We start from the raw sequence: 20,604 nt of genomic DNA on the forward strand, positions 1-20,604 counted from the left end.
TTTACCCTATACACAGGAATATTCATGAATAAAACAGTGCTTTACATCATTGCAGGTGCAAGCTTAGGCATTCTTGGCCCAGTGCTTGTTTATTTTGGCAACCCAGCAAACATGGGCGTTTGTGCGGCTTGCTTTTTAAGAGATAGCGTAGGTGCTCTTGGCTTTCACCAAGCTAAGGTCGTGCAGTATCTAAGGCCAGAAATTTTAGGTCTTATCATCGGAGGCTTTCTAGCAAGTATGCTTTGGAGTAGAAATTTCACTCCAGTATCTGGCAGTGCAGCATTTTCTAGATTTTTTCTAGGTGTGTTTGCTATGATTGGTTGCCTTATCTTTTTGGGTTGCCCATGGAGAGCGTTTTTGCGCCTTGGCGGAGGAGATATGACTGCTATTGCTGGTTTTGTCGGTCTATTTGCTGGTGTTTTTGTTGGACGATTTTTCAAGAAAAATGGTTACGTCATACCTGAAAATGATGCCACTACAAAACCAGTTGCCTTTTTACCATTAATTATTGCTGTTTTACTTTTAGCAGCCCTTGTTTTTGGTTTAAAGCTTGGCGATAATGGTGCATTATTTAGCTCAGAAAAAGGCCCAGGCTCACAGCACGCAAATATCTTTATCTCACTTATTTGTGCCATTGTTATTGGCTTTTTTATGCAAAGAAGTAAATTTTGCTCAGTTGGAGCGATCAGTAAAGTTTTCGAACGTGATTTTTCGATGTTTTATGGCATTGTATCTATCATCGTTTTTGCAAGTATCACAAATTTAGCTCTTGGGCAATATAAATTTGGCTTTGAAGCTCAACCTATCGCTCACAATGACGTTCTTTGGAATTTCCTTGGCATGAGCTTGGCTGGTCTTTGCTTTAGCCTAAGTTATGGCTGCCCAGGCAAACATTTAGTGCAAATGGGAGCTGGAAATTTAAGCTCAGCTGTATTTGTTTTAGGCATGGGAGCAGGCGCTGCGATAAGCCATAACTTCATACTTGCAAGCTCTGGAGCTGGCATCACTCCTTATGCTCCATATGCTGTAGCGATCGGCTTTATATACGCTATTTACGTTGGATTTTTCACTAAAAAAGCTTAACTAAATTTGGCTGCTTTTGCAGTCAAATTTACTCACTTTTTATATCTATCACCTCATCAAAAAGTTCAAAAAGCTCGCGTTGATGTGTGATCATTAAAATACTAGCCTTAATCTAAAATTTTTTAGCGGCAATAGTAATGCATTTTGTTTTAAGATATGGCAAACGATAATTCTAAATCGAACTAAATTTTAACAATGAATTAGCAAAGTTTAATAAGTATCAATATAACGTAAATATTTTAAGCTATTTTGATATAGAATATCGATTTTAATTTTATCTAAAGGAATTCTATGAAATTTAGCATACTTGCTTCATCACTGATCTTTAGCTCGCTGTGGGCTTTAGATACAAATAACAGTGATTATTCAGTTGTTTTACCAACTATCGAGGTGGAAGGTATCTCGGAGCAAAATACCCTAAAAGGTTATATCGCGTATGATAGTGCGGATATCAATAGAAATGGACTCAGTAACAAAGAGACGCCACAAACTATCGAAAATATAGATATACAAAAGAACAGAAACTACGGCACAAATGATCTCTCAAGTATCCTAGAAGGAAATGCTGGTATTGATGCAGGCTATGATATGAGAGGCGAGAGCATCAAGATAAGAGGCTTTAGTGTTGATGGTGGCGATATATATAGAGATGGTGTTAGAGATTCTGGACAGATAAGACGCAGTACAGCAAATGTTGAGAGAGTTGAAATTTTAAAAGGGCCAGCTTCGATCTTATATGGAAGAAGCGATGGCGGAGCAGTTGTAAATCTAGTTAGTAAGAAGGCAAATTTTATGCCTGTTTATAAACTCTCAGGAAGAGTTGGTAGTTGGAGTAGATATGGTGGTGGTATCGATATAAATCACGTAGTAAATAATCAACTAGCTGCAAGGCTAACGACTGATATGGAGCGTGGAAAATCATGGAGAGAGGGCGTAAAATATAAAAATTTTATGGTAAGTCCAAGCATTATCGTGACAAATGATGGCGGAACGGTAAGCTTTGAGGCGCAATACACATATGATAATGCTTGGCGTGTACCTGATAGAATGCCAACAAAAAGTGTCTATGACAAGCTTAGTATCGACTATACAAAGGGATTTTCTCATGATGGAGACTTTGTTGAAGATAAGCTTCATTTCTTCCGTACCGAGCTAAATGCAGAGTTAGTAAAGGACATGAATTTAAAATGGGTTTTTGGTTATAGAAAAGCTAGTCAAAATTTTGACCATTATTTTAGTGGTACCATCATGCCTGGAAATAGACTAAAGCAAAACTATGCTAAACAACAAACTGATAATGACACACTATCAAATGCTATAACACTTACAAAGGAGCTTGAATTTACAAGATTTAAGCATAATCTTACTTTTGGATATGACAACAGCGTAGAAACTCGCCATCCAAGGCTTTGGTTTGATAGTGCAAAAAATGTAACTATAAATCCATATGCATCAAGATCAAGTTGGGGTAGTGTGGGCTACATACCACTTAATACTGACAATAAGCATAAAGCTATAAATAATGGAGTATTTCTCGAGGATCTAATAAGCTTAGACGACAAATATAGGCTACTTCTTGGTGGAAGGCTTGACTTTTATAAATTTAAAACAAGAAATATTGCAGATATGACAAATAGCTACAAAGGGCACTCTTTTAGTCCAAGAGTTGGCTTGCTGTGGGACTTTTTACCAGAGCATACCGCATATGCTTCATACTCAAAGAGTTTTGCCCCATACGGTGGTCGTGGAAATATAGGTATAAGTATAGGCGATACAACGATGCTTGATCTAAAACCACAAAATAACGAGCAATATGAAATCGGCTTAAAAAGCACATGGGCTGATAATAGATTTAGTTCAAACTTAGCGATATTTCAGATCGAGCATAACAATATAAGATATAGACCAGATCCTATAAATGATCCATATACTTGGGCGCAACGTGGTAAAGAGCGAAGTCGTGGTATAGAGCTAAATATCTTGGGTAAAATTTATGAAAATTTATATCTAAGAAGCTCTCTTGGATATATGAGAGCTATTATCGCAAGTGATAAATCAAATCCATTAAGTGAAAGACTTAGTCTAAACAATACAACCAACTGGCAGGGCAATGTTTTTTTAAGATATGCTAAAAACGACAAATGGTATGTCGAAAGTGGCGTAACAGGATACTCTAAACGATATAGCTACCGCACAAGTAATGGTAGAGTCACAGACGAACATCTTCCTGGTTTTGCTAGATTTGATGCAAGTGCTGGATATAACTTTAACGAACATGCTCAAATAACATTAGCAATAAACAATATCCTAAATAAAAAATACTGGCGTTCTGATTCAAGACCAGGTGACGAGAGATCGTTCATGATAAATATGCATTATACGTTTTAACTAAATTTACACCGCTTTCTTTAGTGGTGTAATAATGTGGTATAGAATTTGAATTAGATGTAGCCGCCAAATGACGGCTAAGAGAAGTTATCTTAAAATTTGAATCTTTGCTTTTGCACGGAGTTTATCAAAATAATCAGCCATAAGTTTTTCTTGCTCGCCTTGATAAAGCTCGTTTATAACATTATCCTTAACATCTGCAAAGCTTGGAGTGTATGAGCCTATTTTCTCTTTTACATAAAACATATCAAAACTATCAGCGCCTTGTAGTATTTGGGTAAATTCGCCATTATTTGTGCCAGCTATGATAGCTGCTAGTCTTGGATCTATGCTTTGATAGTCTAAACTAAGCTCTTGTGTTTGCACATTGCTAAGTAGCGAAGGACTCGTTTTTTGATCTTCTAGTTCTTCAGGATTTTTTGCCCTATAAAGGACCACTCTTGCTGTACTAAAGACCTTAAATTTATCAGGATTAGCGTCAAAATACATCTTTGCTTTTTGCTCATTTACATTTTTGCCAGCTTCAGCCAAGATACTTTTATAAAGCTTTTCTTGAAGCATCTTTTTTTCTATGTTGTTTTTAAACTCCAAAAAGTCCATGCCTTGAGCTTGGATAGAGCTTCTAAACTGCGAGTTTGTCATGCCATTTTGTTTTGCGATCGATTCGATTCTATCGTTTAGCTCAAATGGCGTTACACTAATGTTTAAATTTTTTATCTGAGCATCTTCGAGCCTATCTCTTATGAGTAAATTTAAAGCATCTTGTTCGCTAGCTCTTATCTGTTCTTTCAAGCTATAAACTTCATAAAGCGTGATTGGTTCGTTCTCTACAATAGCTGCGATACCGTTTATCATCTGAGCCGAATATAAATTTAAAGCACTTAGCATGCCAGCAGCCAAAAAGAGCAATTTTTTCATAATAAAACCTTTATTTAAGTATTTAGTAAATATAATTTTGGGCAATTATAACATAAAAATAAGGCACAAAATGATAGTTACTAGATTTGCTCCGTCGCCTACTGGTTACCTACATATAGGCGGACTTAGGACAGCCCTTTATAATTATTTATACGCAAGAGCTAATAATGGAAAATTTTTACTTCGTATCGAAGATACTGACTTAAAACGAAACTCAGAAGAGGCCACGCAAGCCATAAAAGAGGCATTTGCTTGGTGCAAGCTTGATCACGACGGCGAAGTGACATATCAGTCAAAGAGATTTGATCTTTACAAAGAGTATGTTAAAAAGCTGCTTGATGAGGGCAAAGCCTATAAATGTTACATGAGCAAGGACGAGCTTGAAGAGCTTAGAGCTAGCCAAGAGGCAAGAAAAGAGCGTCCAAAATATGATAATAGATATAGAGATTTTACTGGCACGCCTCCAGCTGGCATCGAGCCAGTCATCCGTATCAAAGCCCCACTTAGCGGTGAGATCGTCATACATGATGGTATAAAGGGCGAGGTCAAATTTAAGGTTGAAGACATATTAGACGACTTCATCATCGCAAGAAGCGACGGCACACCGACTTATAACTTTACGGTTGTGATAGATGACGCACTAATGGGCGTAACAGACGTCATCCGTGGTGACGATCACCTCTCAAATACTCCAAAACAGATCGTTCTTTACGAGGCACTTGGCTTTAAGGTACCAAAATTTTATCACGTAGCTATGATAAACGGAGAGGATGGTAAAAAGCTTAGCAAAAGACACGGCGCAACTGACGTTATGGAGTATAAAAAGATGGGCTACCTGCCTGAAGCGCTCTTAAATTTTCTCGTTCGTCTTGGCTGGAGCCACGGCGATGATGAGATTTTTACTATTGAAGATATGCTTAAATACTTCAATCCAAACGATATCAACAAAAGCTCAAGCACTTACAACGCTCAAAAGCTTGACTGGCTAAATTCTCACTACATCAAGACCTTGCCTTACGAGAGACTAGCGCATGATATGCTTGAGTTTGGCGTTGATTTTAAGGCTTTGGTAAAGGGCGAGCTACTGCTAAATTCGCTCCGTGAGAGATCAAAGACATTAATTGAAATGGCAAATAGCGCAAATGCGATCATCAACTCTCCAAAAAGCTACGATGAGAAAGCTTGGGCTAAATTTATAAATGAAAATAGCAAAGAAATTTTGGCTAAATTTGCTCAAATTTTAGACCGTGACCTTGACTCTAAGGGCTACGAGGAGCTAACTAATAAATTTTTAGAGCAAAATGGCTTAAAGCTAAAAGACCTAGCTCAGGCTCTAAGAATAGCGCTAACTGGCTCAAGCGTGAGCCCAAGCATCTTTGAAGTGCTTGAAGTAGTGGGCAGTAGCGAGACGAAAAATAGAATACAAAATTTATTAAAGGAAGAAAAATGACACATGTAACTAAAGAAGAAGCACTAAACTACCACATAGGCGGTAAGATCGAGATAAAGGTAAAGACACCTTGCGAGACGTCAAGAGACCTTTCAATGGCCTATACACCAGGTGTTGCAGAGCCTTGCAAAGAGATAGAAGCTGACAATGAACTAGCTTATAAATATACAAATAAAGCAAATCTAGTAGCCGTTATCACCGATGGTACGGCTGTCCTTGGGCTTGGCGACATCGGTGCGATCGCTGGCAAGCCAGTTATGGAAGGAAAGTCAGTTTTATTTAAAAAATTTGCAAACGTAGATGCCTTTGACATCGAGCTAGACGAGCATGATCCAGATAAGATCGTTGAGATTTGCAAGGCCCTTGCTCCGACATTTGGCGGTATAAATTTAGAAGATATCCGTGCTCCAAAGTGCTTTGAGATCGAGAGAAAGCTTCAAGAAGCAGTTGATATTCCTGTAATGCACGACGATCAGCACGGCACGGCGATGATAACAAGTGCTGGCATGATAAATGCGATGGAAATTTCTGGCAAAGATATATCTAAGATAAAAATCGTAGTTAGCGGCGCAGGCGCAGCTGGCATTGCATGCGCGAAGATGTATAAAGCGCTTGGTGCAAAACACATCGTTATGATAGATAGCAAAGGCGTAATTCATTCAAAAAGAACAGACCTAACACCTGAAAAGGTAGAGTTCGCGCTTGAAACTGAGGATAGAACTCTAGCTGATGCGATGAGGGGTGCTGATATGTTTTTAGGTCTTTCTAAGCCTGGTGTTCTTACAAAAGAGATGGTTGCTTCAATGAATAAAGAACCTATCATCTTTGCTTTGGCAAACCCAGTGCCTGAAATTTATCCAGAGGATGTTGAGGCTGTAAGAAGTGACGTTATGATGGGTACAGGCAGAAGTGACTATCCTAACCAAGTAAATAACGTGCTAGGTTTCCCATTTATCTTTAGAGGTGCGCTTGACGTTAGAGCTAAAAAGATCACTGAAAATATGAAAATGGCTGCAGCTAGAGCGCTTGCACAACTTGCAAAAGAGCCAGTGCCAGCTGAAGTTTTAAAGGCAAGTGGCGTTAGTGAGCTAAAATTTGGCAAAGAGTATATTATCCCAAAACCATTTGACAAACGCGTGCTAACAGCGGTTGCTCCAGCAGTTGCAAAAGCTGCGGTTGAAGATGGCGTGGCGAGAGTAAAAGATTTTGATGTTGAGGCTTATAGAGCCAAACTTGCAAAAGGATTTTAAATTTTAGCCCAATCTTGGGCTAAATTCTTTTCTTGGCATTTTGTAAAGATAAACCCTATAAAAACAGTAAATTTAAGGATAAAAATGCAAAACGTTAAACTCATCTCGCACCCACTGATCGAGCATAAATTAACCATTCTACGTGATAAAAACACCCAACCTTTTCAGTTTCGTATGCTAGTTGATGAGATCAGTTATCTTATGATATTTGAAGCGACTAGAAATTTAAAAGTAAAAGATGTAAAAGTCCAAACTCCAGTTGCGGTGGCAGATGCAAAAAGGCTTACTACAAAGGTGATGATATGCCCTATTTTAAGGGCCGCACTTGGCATGCTTGATAGCGTTTTTACCATCATTCCAGATGCAAGTGTGGGCTTTTTGGGTTTTCAGCGAAACGAAGAGACCGCTCAGGCTGAGTTTTTCTACGCAAAGCTTCCAAAAGACGCAAAAGAGCGCATGGCGATCATCATCGACCCTATGTTTGCAACTGGTGGCACGGCGATAGATGCGGTCAAATTCTTGCGTGAAAAGGGCGTTAAGGAGATCAAATTTATCTCTATCATCGCTGCTCCTGAGGGGTTAAAGAGATTTAGCGAAATTTATCCAGACGTCGAGGTTTATACGGCATCGATTGACGAGAAACTAAACGAGAAAAACTACATCGTTCCAGGTCTTGGTGACGCTGGCGATAGAGTTTTTAACACGCTTTAAGGGCTAAATTTGAATAAAAGACTTTTGCCAGCCTTAGTCGCCTTTATCATTGCTATTATTGTTGGCACTTTTTTCTTTTCAAATAATGGTAGTGAAGCAAATAAAAACGCTCAAATTTTACTTGAGCAACTAAACAAAGAGGGGCAAAAGAGCCAAAATCTTGCAGAAAATGGCTCATACACCTCAAAAGATGAGGTCGCTCTTTATATTTATAAATTTAACAAGCTACCAAAAAATTTCATAACCAAAAAAGAGGCACTTGATCTTGGCTGGGATGCAAAAAGCGGAAATTTATGGCAGATAAGCGGTGGCAAAAGTATCGGTGGAGATAGATTTTCAAACAGAGAAAAGAGGCTACCTGAAGCTGATGGCAGAAAGTGGTTTGAGTGCGATGTAAATTATAATGGTGGCAGGCGCGGCGCTGAGAGAATTTTATACTCAAACGACGGACTTATCTACTACACGCCTGATCACTACGAGCATTTTTACCTGCTTTATGAAAGGAGGACGCAATGAAAATCGTGATCTTAGATGCCAAAAAGATGCTCGAAAAAGAAAAAATGTATGAGCATTTTGCTAAGAAATTTGACCTGCCAGAGTACTACGGCAAAAATTTAGACGCGCTCTTTGACTGCCTTTGTGAGATAAATGAGCCAACGCTTATAAAGCTAAAAAACGAAAATGTTTTAGATGGTGCCACAAAAGAGAGCTTAACCCAGCTATTTAGCGACGTTTGCAACGAAAATGAGCTAGTTAAATTTAAGCTTGTAAAAGATGAAAAATGATATTTGGAAAGATTGATTATCTAAATTTACTCCCATTTCACGTATTTTTAAAATCAGCCCCACTAAGCTCTCAGATAAAAAAGGCGATCGAGTTTAAAAAGGGCGTGCCAAGCAAGCTAAATAGAGCCCTAAATGCCAGAAAGATCGATGCTGCAGTTATCTCAAGCATAGCAAGCAAAAAGGCAAATTTAAAGAAGCTAAATTTTGGAATAGTCGCCAAAAAAGATGTAAAAAGCGTGCTTGTTCGCAAAAACTCAGCCCCAAAGCCAGATCCTGCCTCAGCTAGCTCAAACGCCCTAGCCAAGGTGCTTAAACTAAATGGAGAGGTGATCATAGGCGACAGGGCGCTAAAGGCATACTTAAGCGAGGGCAAAGAGTGCTTTTATGACCTTGGTAAAATTTGGTATGAAAAGACAAATTTGCCATTTGTTTTTGGTAGATTTTCTTACGTAAAAAATGGCTCGTTTTACAAAAAACTGGTCGCAAAATTTTTGCAAAAAAATGTAAAGATCCCAAACTATATCTTGGCTAAGTACGCTAAAAGTCGCGACATAAGCGAGCAAGATATCAAGTGGTATTTGAAATTTATAAGCTACAAAATAGGCCCAAAAGAGCAAAAATCACTCAGAAAATTTTTTAAAGAAAATAGACTATTAAAAGTAGCAAAAAGAATTAAATTTTTATAGCTTCTTAGCAGCTGCCAAGAAGCTATAAAATTTAGTGATGCATGTGCATATTAGTTGAGTTATCATCACTCATATTTTGCATCATCATATTCATATGCATCTCACCCATATTTTGCATCATCTTGTGGTGATCGTGCATTGGCATATCTGCTGGCATGTTCATTGGCATATTCATATGCATACCCATCTCACCGTTTTCAGCCTTGTAGCCAGTTATGGTAGGATCAACCATGCCAAATATCATTGCGACGTGTGCGACGATCAAGGCAAATATGAGTAGGAAAAAGTGAAGCTTTAGCTTTGCCTTTTCGCTTGCGTTTTTGTAGATCAAATTTAGCTCTAAAAGCGCGATGCCAAGAAGTGGTATGACGCTGATGAGATATGAGTAGACAGCGATGACATCGGCATATCCACGCCATTTTATACTTGGATAAATTTTTGCCATAAAATAGATCACAAGAGCTGTAAAATAGACCCCAAGCACTATGCCAGCAAATTTGCCAACAGCCTTATAGCCAGCATTTTTACCGCTATCCATGTGATACATAGTGAGAAACTCCATCGCCACTAAAAGCTCCGTAAGCCCCACAGGTATCACCATGAAGAGGATTAGATTGTAAGGTTGATTGAGCGATAAAAGCTCCATGTAGTGTGTCATTACCATTGTAAGTCCTTTGTAAAAAATTTAAAGAAGATTAACGCCAAATTGCTAATAATTATAAAATATCAAGATAACAAATTTAAGCGGATGTTAAATTTACTCCTAGCTTGGCTAAGAGTAAATTTAAGCTAGTCTTTAAACTCGTGTGAGATGACTGGAGAAAATTCTTCCCAATGAAGTTTGGTTTTAATAGTTGGCATCTTGCTTTGATAAGGCTCTTTTTTAAGCGCAGCAACCGCGACGCTATCGCCTTGTGGCTTGGCTGGTGCTTCTAGGCTTAAAACGGCTCTTTCAAGCTCGATGAAGTCTTTTAAGATGAGCGCATAGGAGCGGAAGAAATTTGCATTTTTATGAGCCAAAAGTAGCGAGCCAAACTCATCTATAAATAAATTTAAAGTCTCGCCAAAGAGCTTGTCACTGATATTTTTCGCGCCGTTAAATTCATCACTTAAAAATGTTGCCATCGCTAAAAATATAAAGCCAACATAGTCCTCGCTATCCTTGCAAAGCTCCTTATCACGCCTATATGGGCTAAGCTTTAGGCAGTGTATCACCCTAAGTCTAGCCGCGCCGTTATCTCTACCCTCTTCATAAAATGAGGCGCTTAAAGGGATATTTGTAAAGCCAAAAAGAACGTCATTTTGCTCGCTTGTAAGCTCATCAAAGCTAAATTTATCTAAATTTGCAAACGCCTCTGCGCTTTGCTTGCTCAAAGGATTTTGCGCTAGGTAGCTAAGCTGCTCCTTCCACCTAGCAAATCCATCATCACTGGTGTGAAAAAAGAGTGGATATGCCAAAAATTCGTAAAAATATGACCTTGCTTTTATGATGTTTTTATCCATTTAATAAATCCTCTTTCATCGCATTTAGCTGGGCTTGCACCATGATCTTTGCCTTGCAGTCAGCGCAGCAGTAAAGTGACTTGATCTTGGCTCTGTCGTTGCCAAAACGTGGCTGCATGATCGATGCGATCTTCTCGACCGCCTTTTTAGTCGCAAACTCTTTTCCGCACTCAACACAGGCAAAAAGCTCATCTCGTGCCAGCTCATTATATGTAAAAAACTCAGGCTTAAGAGAAATTTTTCCAACTTCAAGGCTTATGGTGTCTTTTTCAGCACAGCTTAGTTCGCAGTATCCACAAGCTGTACAGACGCTTGGATTAAATAAAATCGAATTTGTCTTTTTATCAGCTACTAGCGCACTTACGTTACAAGCACCAACGCAACTTAGACAAAGTGTACAGCTATCAGTGTTTATCTTGACATCGCCATATCTTATCATCTCGCCGCTTTTTATCACGCCAAGATCCTCGCTGCCTACTAAAAACTCGAGCCTTTTTGCAAAAATTTCTCTTTTTGGCAAGGCATATTCGTTTATCGTGTGTTGTGAGTCAGCTATAAATTTTGCCTTTTTGAGCGCATCTTCAAGCTCATTTTTATCTTTAGCGTGATAGATCGCCGTTTCTTTAAATTTAAGCTCATAAATTTGATTTAAGATGCTAATGGCGTCTTTTTCGCCTTTGCCAAGAGTTTTGCTAAATAAAATCACACTCGCACCACTTTCTTGAAGCAATGTAAGTAGATGCGCTTGATTTAACATATGTGGTGCTAATATGAAAAAAGGTAGGACATTTTCAGGTAGGCTTATATTTAGCTCGTCTAAATTTATTTCATTAGAAATTATTAGTGGAATTTTACTTTTATAAAGCTTGGCGATAGTGGCAAATGAGTTTTGTGGCATAAGTGTAGAGTCAAGAGATCCGCTAGGGCAGACGCTAATGCAGTTACCACAATTTACGCAATCGATTTGTGAGAAAACAAGATGCTTTGTCTCGTCTTCTTTTAAAATGGCTACAGTTGGACAAACATTAACACAGCGTCCACAAATTTCATTTCGTCGTTCGTGATATTGACAGATCGAAGAGTCATATTGAGTTAGGCTTTTGTACTTAAATTTTGGAGTTTTTTCATTTAAAATTTTAAGTACAGCTTCATCTTTTAGCCCAGCTATTTCGTAACAGCCGCTTTGCTTTAGCATATAATCTCTTGCGTTTTCAACCAAGAAAAAGTCACAATCGACCTCAAATTCGTCATTTGCTCTAAGTATCAAAACACTAAGTTCGCCAGCTGCTCCATAAATAAATTTTACTTCAAAGTGCGTGAGTTCAATGACTTTATAGCCATTTTCTTTTAATAAATTTGCTAGCTCCTCACGGCCTGAGTTGCTTACTATTACGACATTTTTGCCGACTTCTTTTTCGTAATCAACATCCTTTGCCATGTCAAATGCAGTTGCTCTTGCTTCATAAAGTAAAAGTGTATTTTTAGCCTTTTCTAATACGCTTGCGGTTGTATTTTTTAGATAAAAATTTATCTCAGATGCGGTAATGTTTGCTTTAAGCTTTGGCGAGTTAGAAACTAAATATTCTTCCTTTTCGTTATTTATTTCTATCTGTTCATTTAGCATTAAAGTATCGTCAAAATCGTTATAAAAGCCAAATTCTTTCATAGTTTCTCCTATTATCAAAAACAGGCTTATTTTAATATTAATGGGATTAATGGACTCTGAATTTTATATGTTCCTTTTTGCTCTAAGGTTTAATTTATAATATTTTTTATGTTAAAATCACGGCTTGGTAAAACTAACTTACTAGGAGCACGAATTGAGCGATTTAAGAGATATCCCACAAGTTGATAAAATCATAAAAAACGAAGCATTTTCAGGATTTGATATAAATTTAGTCACATTGCTTGCGAGGCAAATTTTAAATGAAGTTAGAGCTAAAATTTTAAATGAAAATGCAAATTTTGCGTTGCAAGAAATAATAGATTTAATCCTAAACGAATATCATAAATTTAATAAATCAAGCCTTCAAAGAGTGCTAAATTTAACTGGTGTAACCATTCACACAAACCTTGCTAGAAGCGTAATCGATAAAGAAATTTTAAGCCGAGCGACGCCAATTATTACAGGATATTCTAACCTTGAATATAACCTAGAAACGGGCAGTCGTGGTAACAGATATGACTATATAGGCTCACTCATAGCAAGAGCATTTGGCTTTGAAGATGCCATCGTAGTAAATAACAACGCAAGCGCTGTATTTTTGGTGCTAAACACCTTTGCAAGAGGCAGAGAAGTCGTCGTTAGCAGAGGCGAACTAGTCGAGATCGGCGGTAGTTTTAGAGTGCCAGAAGTTATGGCAAATGCGGGCTGCTTTTTGAAAGAGGTTGGCACGACAAACAAAACTAAGCTAAAAGACTACGAAGAGGCAATTAATGAAAATATGGCGATGCTTGTAAAGGTTCATCGCTCAAATTTTGACATTGTGGGTTTTAGCGAAGAGGTTACAGCAAATGAACTAAGCAAATTGGCATGTGAGCAAAATTTGATAGATTATTTTGATCTTGGCAGTGGATTTTACGGAAATTTGCCGTTTAACTTAGATAAAAATGAGCCAGATCTAAAAAATTTAAAGGATGTTTCGCTAGTTAGCTTTAGCGGTGACAAACTCCTTGGTGCAGTGCAGTGCGGCATAATAGTTGGCAAAAAAGAGCTCATCGCAAAGCTTAAAAAAAATCAGCTTTTAAGAATGCTTCGCGTCGATAAAGTGATCATCTCGCTTTTGGCTGAGAGCATGAAAGCTTATTTAAATAAAGAATTTGAGCTAATCACAACACAAAAACTACTTCACAAAAGCGTAAAAGAGCTTGAAAACTTAGCAAATTTTATAAATAAGAATCTAAAAACATCGCTAGAAATCGTTCGCACACAAACCTTTGTAGGAGGCGGTGCGATGCCAAATAAAAAAATTCCAAGCGTGGCTTTGGCGGTTAGTGGAGATGCAGTTTTAAATGAGCAGAAATTTAGGCAAAAAAAGGTAATCGGCCGCATAGAAAATGATAAATTTTTGCTTGATTTAAGAACGCTTTTAGATGAAGATGTAAATGAACTAATAAAAATAATAAATGAAACGGAAGAAAAATGAGTTTAATAATAGGAACAGCAGGGCATATCGACCACGGCAAAACCGCACTTATAAAAGAGCTAAACGGCTTTGAGGGGGATAATCTTGAAGAGGAGAAAAAGCGTGGCATAACGATCGATCTAAGCTTTTCAAATTTAAGTAAAAATGATGAAAATATCGCCTTTATCGATGTGCCTGGGCATGAAAATCTAATAAAAACGATGATAAGTGGCGCATATGGCTTTGATGCGTGTTTGTTTGTTGTGGCGGCAAATGACGGGCTTATGCCTCAAAGCTTAGAGCACCTTGAAATTTTAAATCTCCTTGGCGTGAAATCTGTGATCGTGGCACTTACAAAGTGCGACCTCGTAGATGAAGCGACTATAAATTTAAGAAAAAAAGAGATAAGAGAGGAAATTTCTAAATTTAAAAACCTGCAAATTTTAGAAATTTTTGCCGTTAGTATAAAGGATAAGGCAAGTATAGATGAGCTTAGAAACTACCTCTTTACACTAAGGGCTAAAAAACGCGAAGAAGATGGCGTTTTTAGATACTACATCGATAGGGTCTTTAGCCTTAAAGGTATCGGTAACGTCGTAACTGGCACCGTGATAGAGGGAAGCGTTAGTAAAAATGAGAAGCTTTTTAACTACGACGCTGGCAAAGAGGTACTCGTAAGAAGTGTGCAAAGCCATGATGAATTTGTGGATCGTGCAGGTGTTAGTAGTCGTGTGGCACTAAATCTAACTGGCATAGAGCTTAGTGAGCTAAAAAAGGGGCAGCTACTTAGTAAAAAGGGCTTTTTTAGAGGTTTTAGAGAGATAGACGCGGTCGTAACTGCTAAAAATCTCATTCACTCTCAAAGTGTAACATTTTGTGTGGGCGCTAAAAATGTCCCTGCAAAGGTGCTAATACTAAGCCAAAAAGATGATAGCTACTTTGTTACTTTTAAATTTCAAAGCGATATGTTTTTGAAATTTGACGAGACTTTTGTGCTTATCTCAGATGCACGAGTGATAGGAGGTGGCAGAGTGCTAAATCCTGTGCTTGAGCCACTAAAAAAAGCTGGCAAAATTCTCTTTTTGGCTGCACTTTTAAAGCACGATTTTGTGGAGGCATTTTCTATACTTAAAGAAGCTCACAAAAATGGCTTTGGCATTATCTCGTCTTATCAAAGATTTGGCCTAAGTCACGAAGAGGCCGTAAATGTGGCCAAAAAAGTCTCAAACGTCTTTGTCGATGAAAAAGCTTTAAATATCTACGATCTAAGCGCGGTTGAGCGGATAAAGTCTGTGGTTAAATTTATGATAGAGAAGAATGAATTTGCTGTTTTCTCAGCTCAAAGTATAAGCCTAAAGCTTGCTTGGGCTAGTCAAAATTTGGCTCAAAAAGCACTTGATGAGCTTGAAAGTATAAACTTAATCTCTAAAAATGATGGCGTCTATACAAAAAAAGGCGTTGATATAAGCAAACTAAAAGTAAGGCTTGAAGAGAAAATTTATGAAATTTTAGAAAGCGGAAAGCTAGCTCCAACGGCACCTTATAATATATATGATGAGCTGGAAATAGATAGGCTAAGTGGTGATAATGCACTTAAAAAACTAACTGCAATGGGCAGAGTTGTAAGGCTGGAGCATAATCTTTTTATCACTAGAAATTCGCTAAAAATGGCACTTGATAAGCTAAGAGAGATCATCAAAAATCAAGGCTTTGTAAATGTTACAAACGCCAAGGATGTACTAAATTTAAGTAGAAAATATGTAATCGCTTATCTTGAGCAACTTGACCTTGAGAGTGACATAATGAAGCAAGGAAATGATAGAGTCTTTCGTGGTTAGTATTCATTTACAAAAAGTAAATATAATCCGCCAAATTTTTAAAAAGGAAAAAAATGAAAAAAGTGGTTTTGGCCTCAATAATAGCGGCAACTAGCCTAATGGCAGCTAGCAATAAGCAAATAGAAGATTTTTACTCAGAAGTTTTTAAAAATCAAAATATCGATGGTGTTAATGTAAAAGTCGTAGAACGCACTAAAATTTTAGATGATATAGAAAAAGTAAGCTTAAAATTTAGCAAAGGAGATATGTCTCAAGAAGATGTGACTTTTGTTAAGGGCGATCTTATGTTTCCTGATGTTGTAAATTTAAAGGAGCAAAAGTCTTATTTAGCTGAAGAAAAAAAAGTAATCGCAGAAAAAGCAGCACTTGATTTAGTAAAATCACTAGCTAAAATTTATAAAAATGAAGACAAGGCAAATGTTGTAACTCTTGGCAATGATAGCAAAAAGCCAACTCTTATCATGTTTTCAGATCCTGAATGCCCATATTGTAGAGCCGAGCTAGCAAAGATCGAAACAACGTTAAAAGACAATAATGTTGAAATTATCTTAACTCCAGTGCATGAATTATCGTCTTTGCAAAAAAGTGCTTTGATCTATAAAGATATAAAAAATGCGAAAAGTGATAGCGATAAGGTTAAAATTTTAAGAAAGTATTTCTCTGAAGATTATAACGTAGATGAAAAAAATGTTAGCAAAGAAGAGAGCGACAAGATAGATACTTTACGTAAAAAATATTTCTCAGCTGGCGTTAGATCAGTGCCATTTATAATAAATAAAAGTGATTTAAAATAATCTTTTCTAGGGAGCTCTCCCTAGAATTTATACTTTAAATTAGCCTTTCTCTCAAAATTCATAAAAGTTAAAATATTAAATATATTTTCTTATATTTTTAACAATAACTTAACATATTTAATTAAAGCTTTATATTTACTTTGATTATCTTGCAATTATGCTAAATTTGCAGAGTTTAAATCTAGGCTATAAAAAGCCCTGAAATAGGCCTTGCAATATTTTAGAATTTCTAAAGTTGCAAATTGTGAAGACCAATCAAACCAAATTCTCAAATTTTTAAGTTTGAGAGCTAAGGAGAAAAAATGCAAGGATCAAGAAGAGATTTTCTAAAAAAATCTCTAAAAGTCGGTGCTGCCGGCGGTGTACTCGCAGTCTCAGCCGTAGCAAAAGTGACTAGTGACGACTTAGCTCCTGATGACAATGGTGTCGTCGTTGGCAAGTCAAACAAAAAAGAGGTGCTTTATAAAAAAAGCAAGAACTGGGAAACCTACTATAAAATCGCTTACTAAGGGAGAAAACCATGAGTGATGCACGTATAGGAAGACGTTCATTTTTAAAGCTAGCCGCACTTGGTGCTGGAAGCACAATGGCTTTTGGAGAAAATGAAACGATAAGAAAAGCAAGTGATGAGGAGATAAAAAATCCTTTCCCTGGCTCAAAAAAGGTTAGAACGATTTGTTCTATTTGCTCAGCAGGCTGTGGTATCGAGGCTGAGGTAAAAGATGGTGTTTGGGTTCGTCAAGATATGGCGATGCATCATCCGATATCTCAGGGCTCACACTGCTCAAAAGGTATCGATCAGATCGATCTTACACACAGCAAACAACGTATCAAATATCCTATGAAAAAAGTTGATGGTAAATGGCAAAGAATTTCATGGGATCAAGCTGTAAATGAGATCGGCGATAAGATGCTTCAGATCCGCAAAGAAGATGGCCCTGATAGTGTTGTTTTCTTAGGATCGGCTAAATTTAATAATGAGCAAGCATATTACTTTAGAAAATTTTGTGCATTTTGGGGTACAAACAGTAACGATCACGTAGCAAGAATTTGACATAGCGCAACAGTCGCCGGTGTGGCGAATACTTGGGGTTATGGCGCGATGACAAACCACTTTGGAGATATGGCTGCGAACTCAAAATGTATATTTATCATTGGAGCGAACCCAGCTGTGGCGAACCCAGTTGGTGGCATGAAGCACACTTTACAAGCAAAAGATAGAAACAATGCAAAAGTAATTGTAGCTGATCCAAATTTTACAAAGACAGCTGCACATGCTGATCTTTATTTGAGGCAAAGATCAGGAACTGATATTGCACTTGTTTATGGTCTTATTCATATCATTCTTAAAAATGGTTGGGAAGATAAAGAATTTATAGAAAATAGAACTTACGGTATTGATGAGATAAGAAAAGAGGCTGAGCACTGGACACCAGAGGTTACATCTGATGTTACTGGAGTACCAGTTGATAAACTACTAAAAGCTGCAGATATACTAGCTCATACAAAACCGGGTACTGTTGTTTGGGCTCTTGGTATAACTCAACACTCAGTTGGTACATCAAATACAAGAATTTTACCTATCCTTCAACTAATTCTAGGAAATATGGGTAAAGCAGGTGGTGGCTGTAATATTATTCGTGGTCACGACAATGTTCAAGGCTCAACTGATATGTGTAACCTTTCAGATAGCTTGCCAATGTATTATGGCTTAACTGATGCAGCATGGAAATATTACTGCAAAGGCTGGGGCGTTGATTATGATGAATTTATTAAACGCTTTGCAGTCTCAACAAAAGAGCCAAAACAAGGTGGCGCTCCTGTTAAAAACACAGTCTTTGAAGAGTATTATTACCACGATCCTAAACATCCAGAAGATAGAAACTGGAGAAACGAAAAAGGCTGGTCACTTTCAAAATGGTGGCAAGGCGTCTTGAAGGAGGAGAATACATTTAGTAGTGGTGCATTGAGAGTTCTTTGGGTTCAAGGAACTGGTCTAACGTCTATGGCGCACCTAGCTAAAATTCAAGAAGCAGCTTCAAAACTAGATATGATCGTTGTAGCTGAGCCATTTGTAAATGAAATTTCTATCCTTTCAGACAGAAAAGATGGCGTTTATATCTTGCCAGTAGCAACTGCATTCGAAAATGAAGGTCACTTAAGCGCAACAAATCGCTCAGGTCAATGGAGAACAAAAGTTGTTGATCCACTTTATGAGAGCAAGGGCGATCACGAAGTAATGTTCTTGTTTGCTAAGAAATTTGGTTTTTACGATGAATACGTAAAAGGCATGAAAATGGGTATCGTAGATCGTGAAATAAAACAAGTAAAAGATGACTTTGTATGGCCTGATGATGCGACAAATGAGATAGCAAGGATTGGAAATTCTATAGGTTATGGTGGTAGAACAGCCGAGATGTTTAGACGCCATCAAGCAAACTGGGATAAATTTGATCCAGATACGCTAATAGGTATTGGCGGTGAAGTCAAAGGCGAATACTACGGTAAACCATGGCCAGCATGGGATGAAAAACACCCTGGAACACCAATACTATATGATATGAGCAAGCCTTATGTTGAAGGTGGTTCAGGCTTTAGAAATCGCTTTGGTCTAGAGCATAATGGCGTTAGTCAGCTAGCTAGCGAAGAGACAACACTTGTTGGCTCAGCTATAAAAGGTGGCTATCCACAAATCACAAAAGAGAATATAGAAAAAGTCTTAGGCATAACTCTAACTGAAGAAGAGAAAGCTAAGATGGGGCCAAGCTGGAGTATGGATTATAGTGGTATTATCTTTGAAAAATGCCGTGAAAAAGGTGTTGTACCTTATGGTAATGCAAGGGCAAGAGCTATCGTTTGGGAATTCCTCGATCCTATTCCAAAACATAGAGAGCCTGTTCACTCACCACGCTGGGATCTTGTTCAAAAGTATCCGACATTTGAAGATCAAGCTAGAAATTTCCGTGTTTCTACTAAGTTTAAGTCAGAGCAACAAGCAAAAGATTGGTCGAAAGAATTTCCAATTGTGTTTAGTACGCAACGTGTCGTAAATCTAAGTGGTGCTGGTATGATCGAAAGAACTAGTAAATATCTATCAGCTATTACGCCAGAAATGTTTGCTAATGTTAATCCAGAGTTAGCTTTAAAATATGGCATAAAAGACCGCGATATGATGTGGATCCACAGCCCACAAGGCACAAAGATCAAAGTAAGATGCTATCACAGCCAGATGGTAACTCCAGATAGAATTTGTATGCCATACAACTTCGCTGGTATTATGCAAGGCGTTGATCTTTCAGCTCGCTATCCAGAGGGCACTAAGCCTTATGTTATTGGTGAAAGTTATAACACTGTTACTAACTATGGATTTGACCCAGTTACTCAAATTTCAGAGTTTAACGCAGGTCTTTGCCGCATAGAGAAAGCTGAGGAAAATACATTTAAAACATCGTTTTTCCATGAATATGGCGAGAGAGATGCCATGGGTAAAGAGTAAGGAGGAATAAAATGGCAAGAATGAAATTTTTCGTAGATACTGATAGATGTATTAGTTGTTATGGTTGCCAAGTTGCTTGTTCTTCTGCTCATGAACTTCCAGTGGGAATTTATAGAAGGAAGGTCATTACACTTCACGATGGTATCGAAGGTAAAGAGGTTTCAACTACCATTGCATGCCAACACTGTACTGATGCACCTTGTGAGCAAGTTTGCCCAGTTGATTGTTTCTACATTAGAGCTGATGGCATCGTGCTTCACGATAAAAATATATGCATAGGCTGTGGTTACTGCTTATATGCTTGTCCATTTGGTGCGCCGCAGTTCCCTAAAGACGGGGCATTTGGCGTAAAAGGCGTAATGGATAAATGTACTATGTGCGCAGGCGGTCCAGAGCCAACTAACTCACACGAGGAGAGAGAGCTTTACGGTCAAAATAGAATGGCTGAGGGCAAAGTTCCTATGTGTGCGGCTATCTGTTCTACAAACGCGCTTTTAGTTGGCGACGCTGCTGAGGTTTCAAATGTATATCGCAAACGCGTTATGCTAAGAAATACAGGACTAAACGTATAACACTA

Annotated in this window: 18 protein-coding genes and 1 pseudogene; 15 read left to right on the forward strand and 4 right to left on the reverse strand. The window is 37.9% G+C overall.

What is annotated here, in order from left to right; translation table 11 throughout:
• The first annotated feature begins 24 nt into the window (after positions 1–24).
• Both yedE and CYP43_RS08985 read left to right on the forward strand, forming a co-directional pair.
• Positions 25–1,083 (forward strand): YedE family putative selenium transporter, encoded by a 1,059-nt coding sequence (gene yedE, locus CYP43_RS08980; protein WP_103583322.1) that lies wholly within the window; start codon positions 25–27, stop codon positions 1,081–1,083.
• 291 nt (positions 1,084–1,374) lie between these two features.
• Positions 1,375–3,471: a TonB-dependent receptor gene (locus CYP43_RS08985; protein WP_103583323.1), complete on the forward strand. Its 2,097-nt coding sequence runs from the start codon at positions 1,375–1,377 to the stop codon at positions 3,469–3,471.
• Positions 3,472–3,558: 87 nt separating this feature from the next.
• Here the strand turns inward: CYP43_RS08985 and CYP43_RS08990 are convergent, their stop codons facing one another.
• Positions 3,559–4,389 (reverse strand): peptidylprolyl isomerase, encoded by an 831-nt coding sequence (locus tag CYP43_RS08990; RefSeq protein WP_103583324.1) that lies wholly within the window; start codon positions 4,387–4,389, stop codon positions 3,559–3,561.
• 70 nt (positions 4,390–4,459) lie between these two features.
• On the opposite strand from CYP43_RS08990, the gene gltX reads away from it, so the two are divergent.
• The 6 genes from gltX to CYP43_RS09020 all read left to right on the forward strand — a co-directional run bounded on the left by gltX (position 4,460) and on the right by CYP43_RS09020 (position 9,271).
• Entirely contained in the window at positions 4,460–5,839 is a 1,380-nt protein-coding gene (gene gltX / locus CYP43_RS08995; RefSeq protein ID WP_103583356.1) for a glutamate--tRNA ligase, read from the forward strand.
• Positions 5,836–7,089 (forward strand): malic enzyme-like NAD(P)-binding protein, encoded by a 1,254-nt coding sequence (locus CYP43_RS09000; RefSeq protein ID WP_087585442.1) that lies wholly within the window; start codon positions 5,836–5,838, stop codon positions 7,087–7,089. The genes gltX and CYP43_RS09000 overlap by 4 nt, the downstream gene beginning before the upstream one ends.
• A gap of 84 nt (positions 7,090–7,173) precedes the next feature.
• Positions 7,174–7,800, forward strand: a complete 627-nt coding sequence (gene upp, locus CYP43_RS09005) for a uracil phosphoribosyltransferase (RefSeq protein WP_004317747.1) — start codon at positions 7,174–7,176, stop codon at positions 7,798–7,800.
• A gap of 9 nt (positions 7,801–7,809) precedes the next feature.
• Positions 7,810–8,316: a ribonuclease domain-containing protein gene (locus tag CYP43_RS09010; protein WP_103583325.1), complete on the forward strand. Its 507-nt coding sequence runs from the start codon at positions 7,810–7,812 to the stop codon at positions 8,314–8,316.
• The gene (locus CYP43_RS09015; RefSeq protein WP_103583326.1) at positions 8,313–8,585 is read left to right on the forward strand and encodes a barstar family protein; all 273 of its coding nucleotides are present in this window, start codon (positions 8,313–8,315) and stop codon (positions 8,583–8,585) included. The genes CYP43_RS09010 and CYP43_RS09015 overlap by 4 nt, the downstream gene beginning before the upstream one ends.
• The gene (locus tag CYP43_RS09020) at positions 8,582–9,271 is read left to right on the forward strand and encodes an MqnA/MqnD/SBP family protein (protein ID WP_103583327.1); all 690 of its coding nucleotides are present in this window, start codon (positions 8,582–8,584) and stop codon (positions 9,269–9,271) included. Before CYP43_RS09015 ends, CYP43_RS09020 begins: the two co-directional genes overlap by 4 nt.
• 31 nt (positions 9,272–9,302) lie before the next feature.
• Here the strand turns inward: CYP43_RS09020 and CYP43_RS09025 are convergent, their stop codons facing one another.
• From CYP43_RS09025 to CYP43_RS09035, 3 genes are all read right to left on the reverse strand, one after another.
• On the reverse strand, positions 9,303–9,935 hold the full coding sequence (locus tag CYP43_RS09025; RefSeq protein WP_072593896.1) for a DUF6803 family protein: 633 nt from the start codon (positions 9,933–9,935) through the stop codon (positions 9,303–9,305).
• Positions 9,936–10,060: 125 nt separating this feature from the next.
• A complete protein-coding gene (locus CYP43_RS09030) occupies positions 10,061–10,774 on the reverse strand; it encodes a TorD/DmsD family molecular chaperone (protein WP_103583328.1) in 714 nt (237 codons plus the stop codon).
• Complete coding sequence (locus tag CYP43_RS09035) at positions 10,767–12,440, reverse strand: 4Fe-4S binding protein (protein ID WP_103583329.1); 1,674 nt, start codon at positions 12,438–12,440, stop codon at positions 10,767–10,769. Before CYP43_RS09035 ends, CYP43_RS09030 begins: the two co-directional genes overlap by 8 nt.
• A 154-nt stretch (positions 12,441–12,594) precedes the next feature.
• On the opposite strand from CYP43_RS09035, the gene selA reads away from it, so the two are divergent.
• The 7 genes and pseudogenes from selA to fdh3B all read left to right on the forward strand — a co-directional run bounded on the left by selA (position 12,595) and on the right by fdh3B (position 20,599).
• Positions 12,595–13,920 carry an L-seryl-tRNA(Sec) selenium transferase gene (gene selA / locus CYP43_RS09040; protein ID WP_103583330.1) on the forward strand — a complete coding sequence of 442 codons (1,326 nt, stop codon included), beginning with the start codon at positions 12,595–12,597 and terminating at the stop codon, positions 13,918–13,920.
• The gene (selB, locus tag CYP43_RS09045) at positions 13,917–15,737 is read left to right on the forward strand and encodes a selenocysteine-specific translation elongation factor (RefSeq protein ID WP_103583331.1); all 1,821 of its coding nucleotides are present in this window, start codon (positions 13,917–13,919) and stop codon (positions 15,735–15,737) included. Before selA ends, selB begins: the two co-directional genes overlap by 4 nt.
• A gap of 53 nt (positions 15,738–15,790) precedes the next feature.
• Entirely contained in the window at positions 15,791–16,531 is a 741-nt protein-coding gene (locus tag CYP43_RS09050; RefSeq protein ID WP_103583332.1) for a thioredoxin domain-containing protein, read from the forward strand.
• Positions 16,532–16,833: 302 nt separating this feature from the next.
• Positions 16,834–17,040 carry a twin-arginine translocation signal domain-containing protein gene (locus tag CYP43_RS09055; protein WP_009294906.1) on the forward strand — a complete coding sequence of 69 codons (207 nt, stop codon included), beginning with the start codon at positions 16,834–16,836 and terminating at the stop codon, positions 17,038–17,040.
• Positions 17,041–17,117: 77 nt separating this feature from the next.
• Positions 17,118–17,312: pseudogene (locus tag CYP43_RS09905) on the forward strand (hypothetical protein); the annotation flags it as partial.
• Between the two features lie 60 nt (positions 17,313–17,372).
• Positions 17,373–20,027: a formate dehydrogenase subunit alpha gene (locus tag CYP43_RS09065; RefSeq protein WP_430622344.1), complete on the forward strand. Its 2,655-nt coding sequence runs from the start codon at positions 17,373–17,375 to the stop codon at positions 20,025–20,027.
• A gap of 11 nt (positions 20,028–20,038) precedes the next feature.
• Positions 20,039–20,599, forward strand: coding sequence for a formate dehydrogenase FDH3 subunit beta (fdh3B, locus tag CYP43_RS09070; protein WP_103583334.1), 561 nt, complete (start codon positions 20,039–20,041; stop codon positions 20,597–20,599).
• The last annotated feature ends 5 nt before the right edge of the window (positions 20,600–20,604 follow it).

This window comes from Campylobacter concisus, assembly GCF_002913045.1.
GTDB classification, from domain to species: domain Bacteria; phylum Campylobacterota; class Campylobacteria; order Campylobacterales; family Campylobacteraceae; genus Campylobacter_A; species Campylobacter_A concisus_AP.

Bases quoted from the DNA above. Each gene is read 5' to 3' on its own strand.
- fdh3B (WP_103583334.1), top strand. From the start codon at position 20,039: ATGGCAAGAATGAAATTTTTCGTAGATACTGATAGATGTATTAGTTGT.
- selB (WP_103583331.1), top strand. From the start codon at position 13,917: ATGAGTTTAATAATAGGAACAGCAGGGCATATCGACCACGGCAAAACC.
- CYP43_RS09020 (WP_103583327.1), top strand. From the start codon at position 8,582: ATGATATTTGGAAAGATTGATTATCTAAATTTACTCCCATTTCACGTA.
- CYP43_RS09030 (WP_103583328.1), bottom strand. From the start codon at position 10,774: ATGGATAAAAACATCATAAAAGCAAGGTCATATTTTTACGAATTTTTG.
- yedE (WP_103583322.1), top strand. From the start codon at position 25: ATGAATAAAACAGTGCTTTACATCATTGCAGGTGCAAGCTTAGGCATT.
- CYP43_RS09025 (WP_072593896.1), bottom strand. From the start codon at position 9,935: ATGGTAATGACACACTACATGGAGCTTTTATCGCTCAATCAACCTTAC.
- CYP43_RS09015 (WP_103583326.1), top strand. From the start codon at position 8,313: ATGAAAATCGTGATCTTAGATGCCAAAAAGATGCTCGAAAAAGAAAAA.
- CYP43_RS09055 (WP_009294906.1), top strand. From the start codon at position 16,834: ATGCAAGGATCAAGAAGAGATTTTCTAAAAAAATCTCTAAAAGTCGGT.
- CYP43_RS08985 (WP_103583323.1), top strand. From the start codon at position 1,375: ATGAAATTTAGCATACTTGCTTCATCACTGATCTTTAGCTCGCTGTGG.
- CYP43_RS08990 (WP_103583324.1), bottom strand. From the start codon at position 4,389: ATGAAAAAATTGCTCTTTTTGGCTGCTGGCATGCTAAGTGCTTTAAAT.
- gltX (WP_103583356.1), top strand. From the start codon at position 4,460: ATGATAGTTACTAGATTTGCTCCGTCGCCTACTGGTTACCTACATATA.
- upp (WP_004317747.1), top strand. From the start codon at position 7,174: ATGCAAAACGTTAAACTCATCTCGCACCCACTGATCGAGCATAAATTA.
- CYP43_RS09000 (WP_087585442.1), top strand. From the start codon at position 5,836: ATGACACATGTAACTAAAGAAGAAGCACTAAACTACCACATAGGCGGT.
- CYP43_RS09050 (WP_103583332.1), top strand. From the start codon at position 15,791: ATGAAAAAAGTGGTTTTGGCCTCAATAATAGCGGCAACTAGCCTAATG.
- CYP43_RS09035 (WP_103583329.1), bottom strand. From the start codon at position 12,440: ATGAAAGAATTTGGCTTTTATAACGATTTTGACGATACTTTAATGCTA.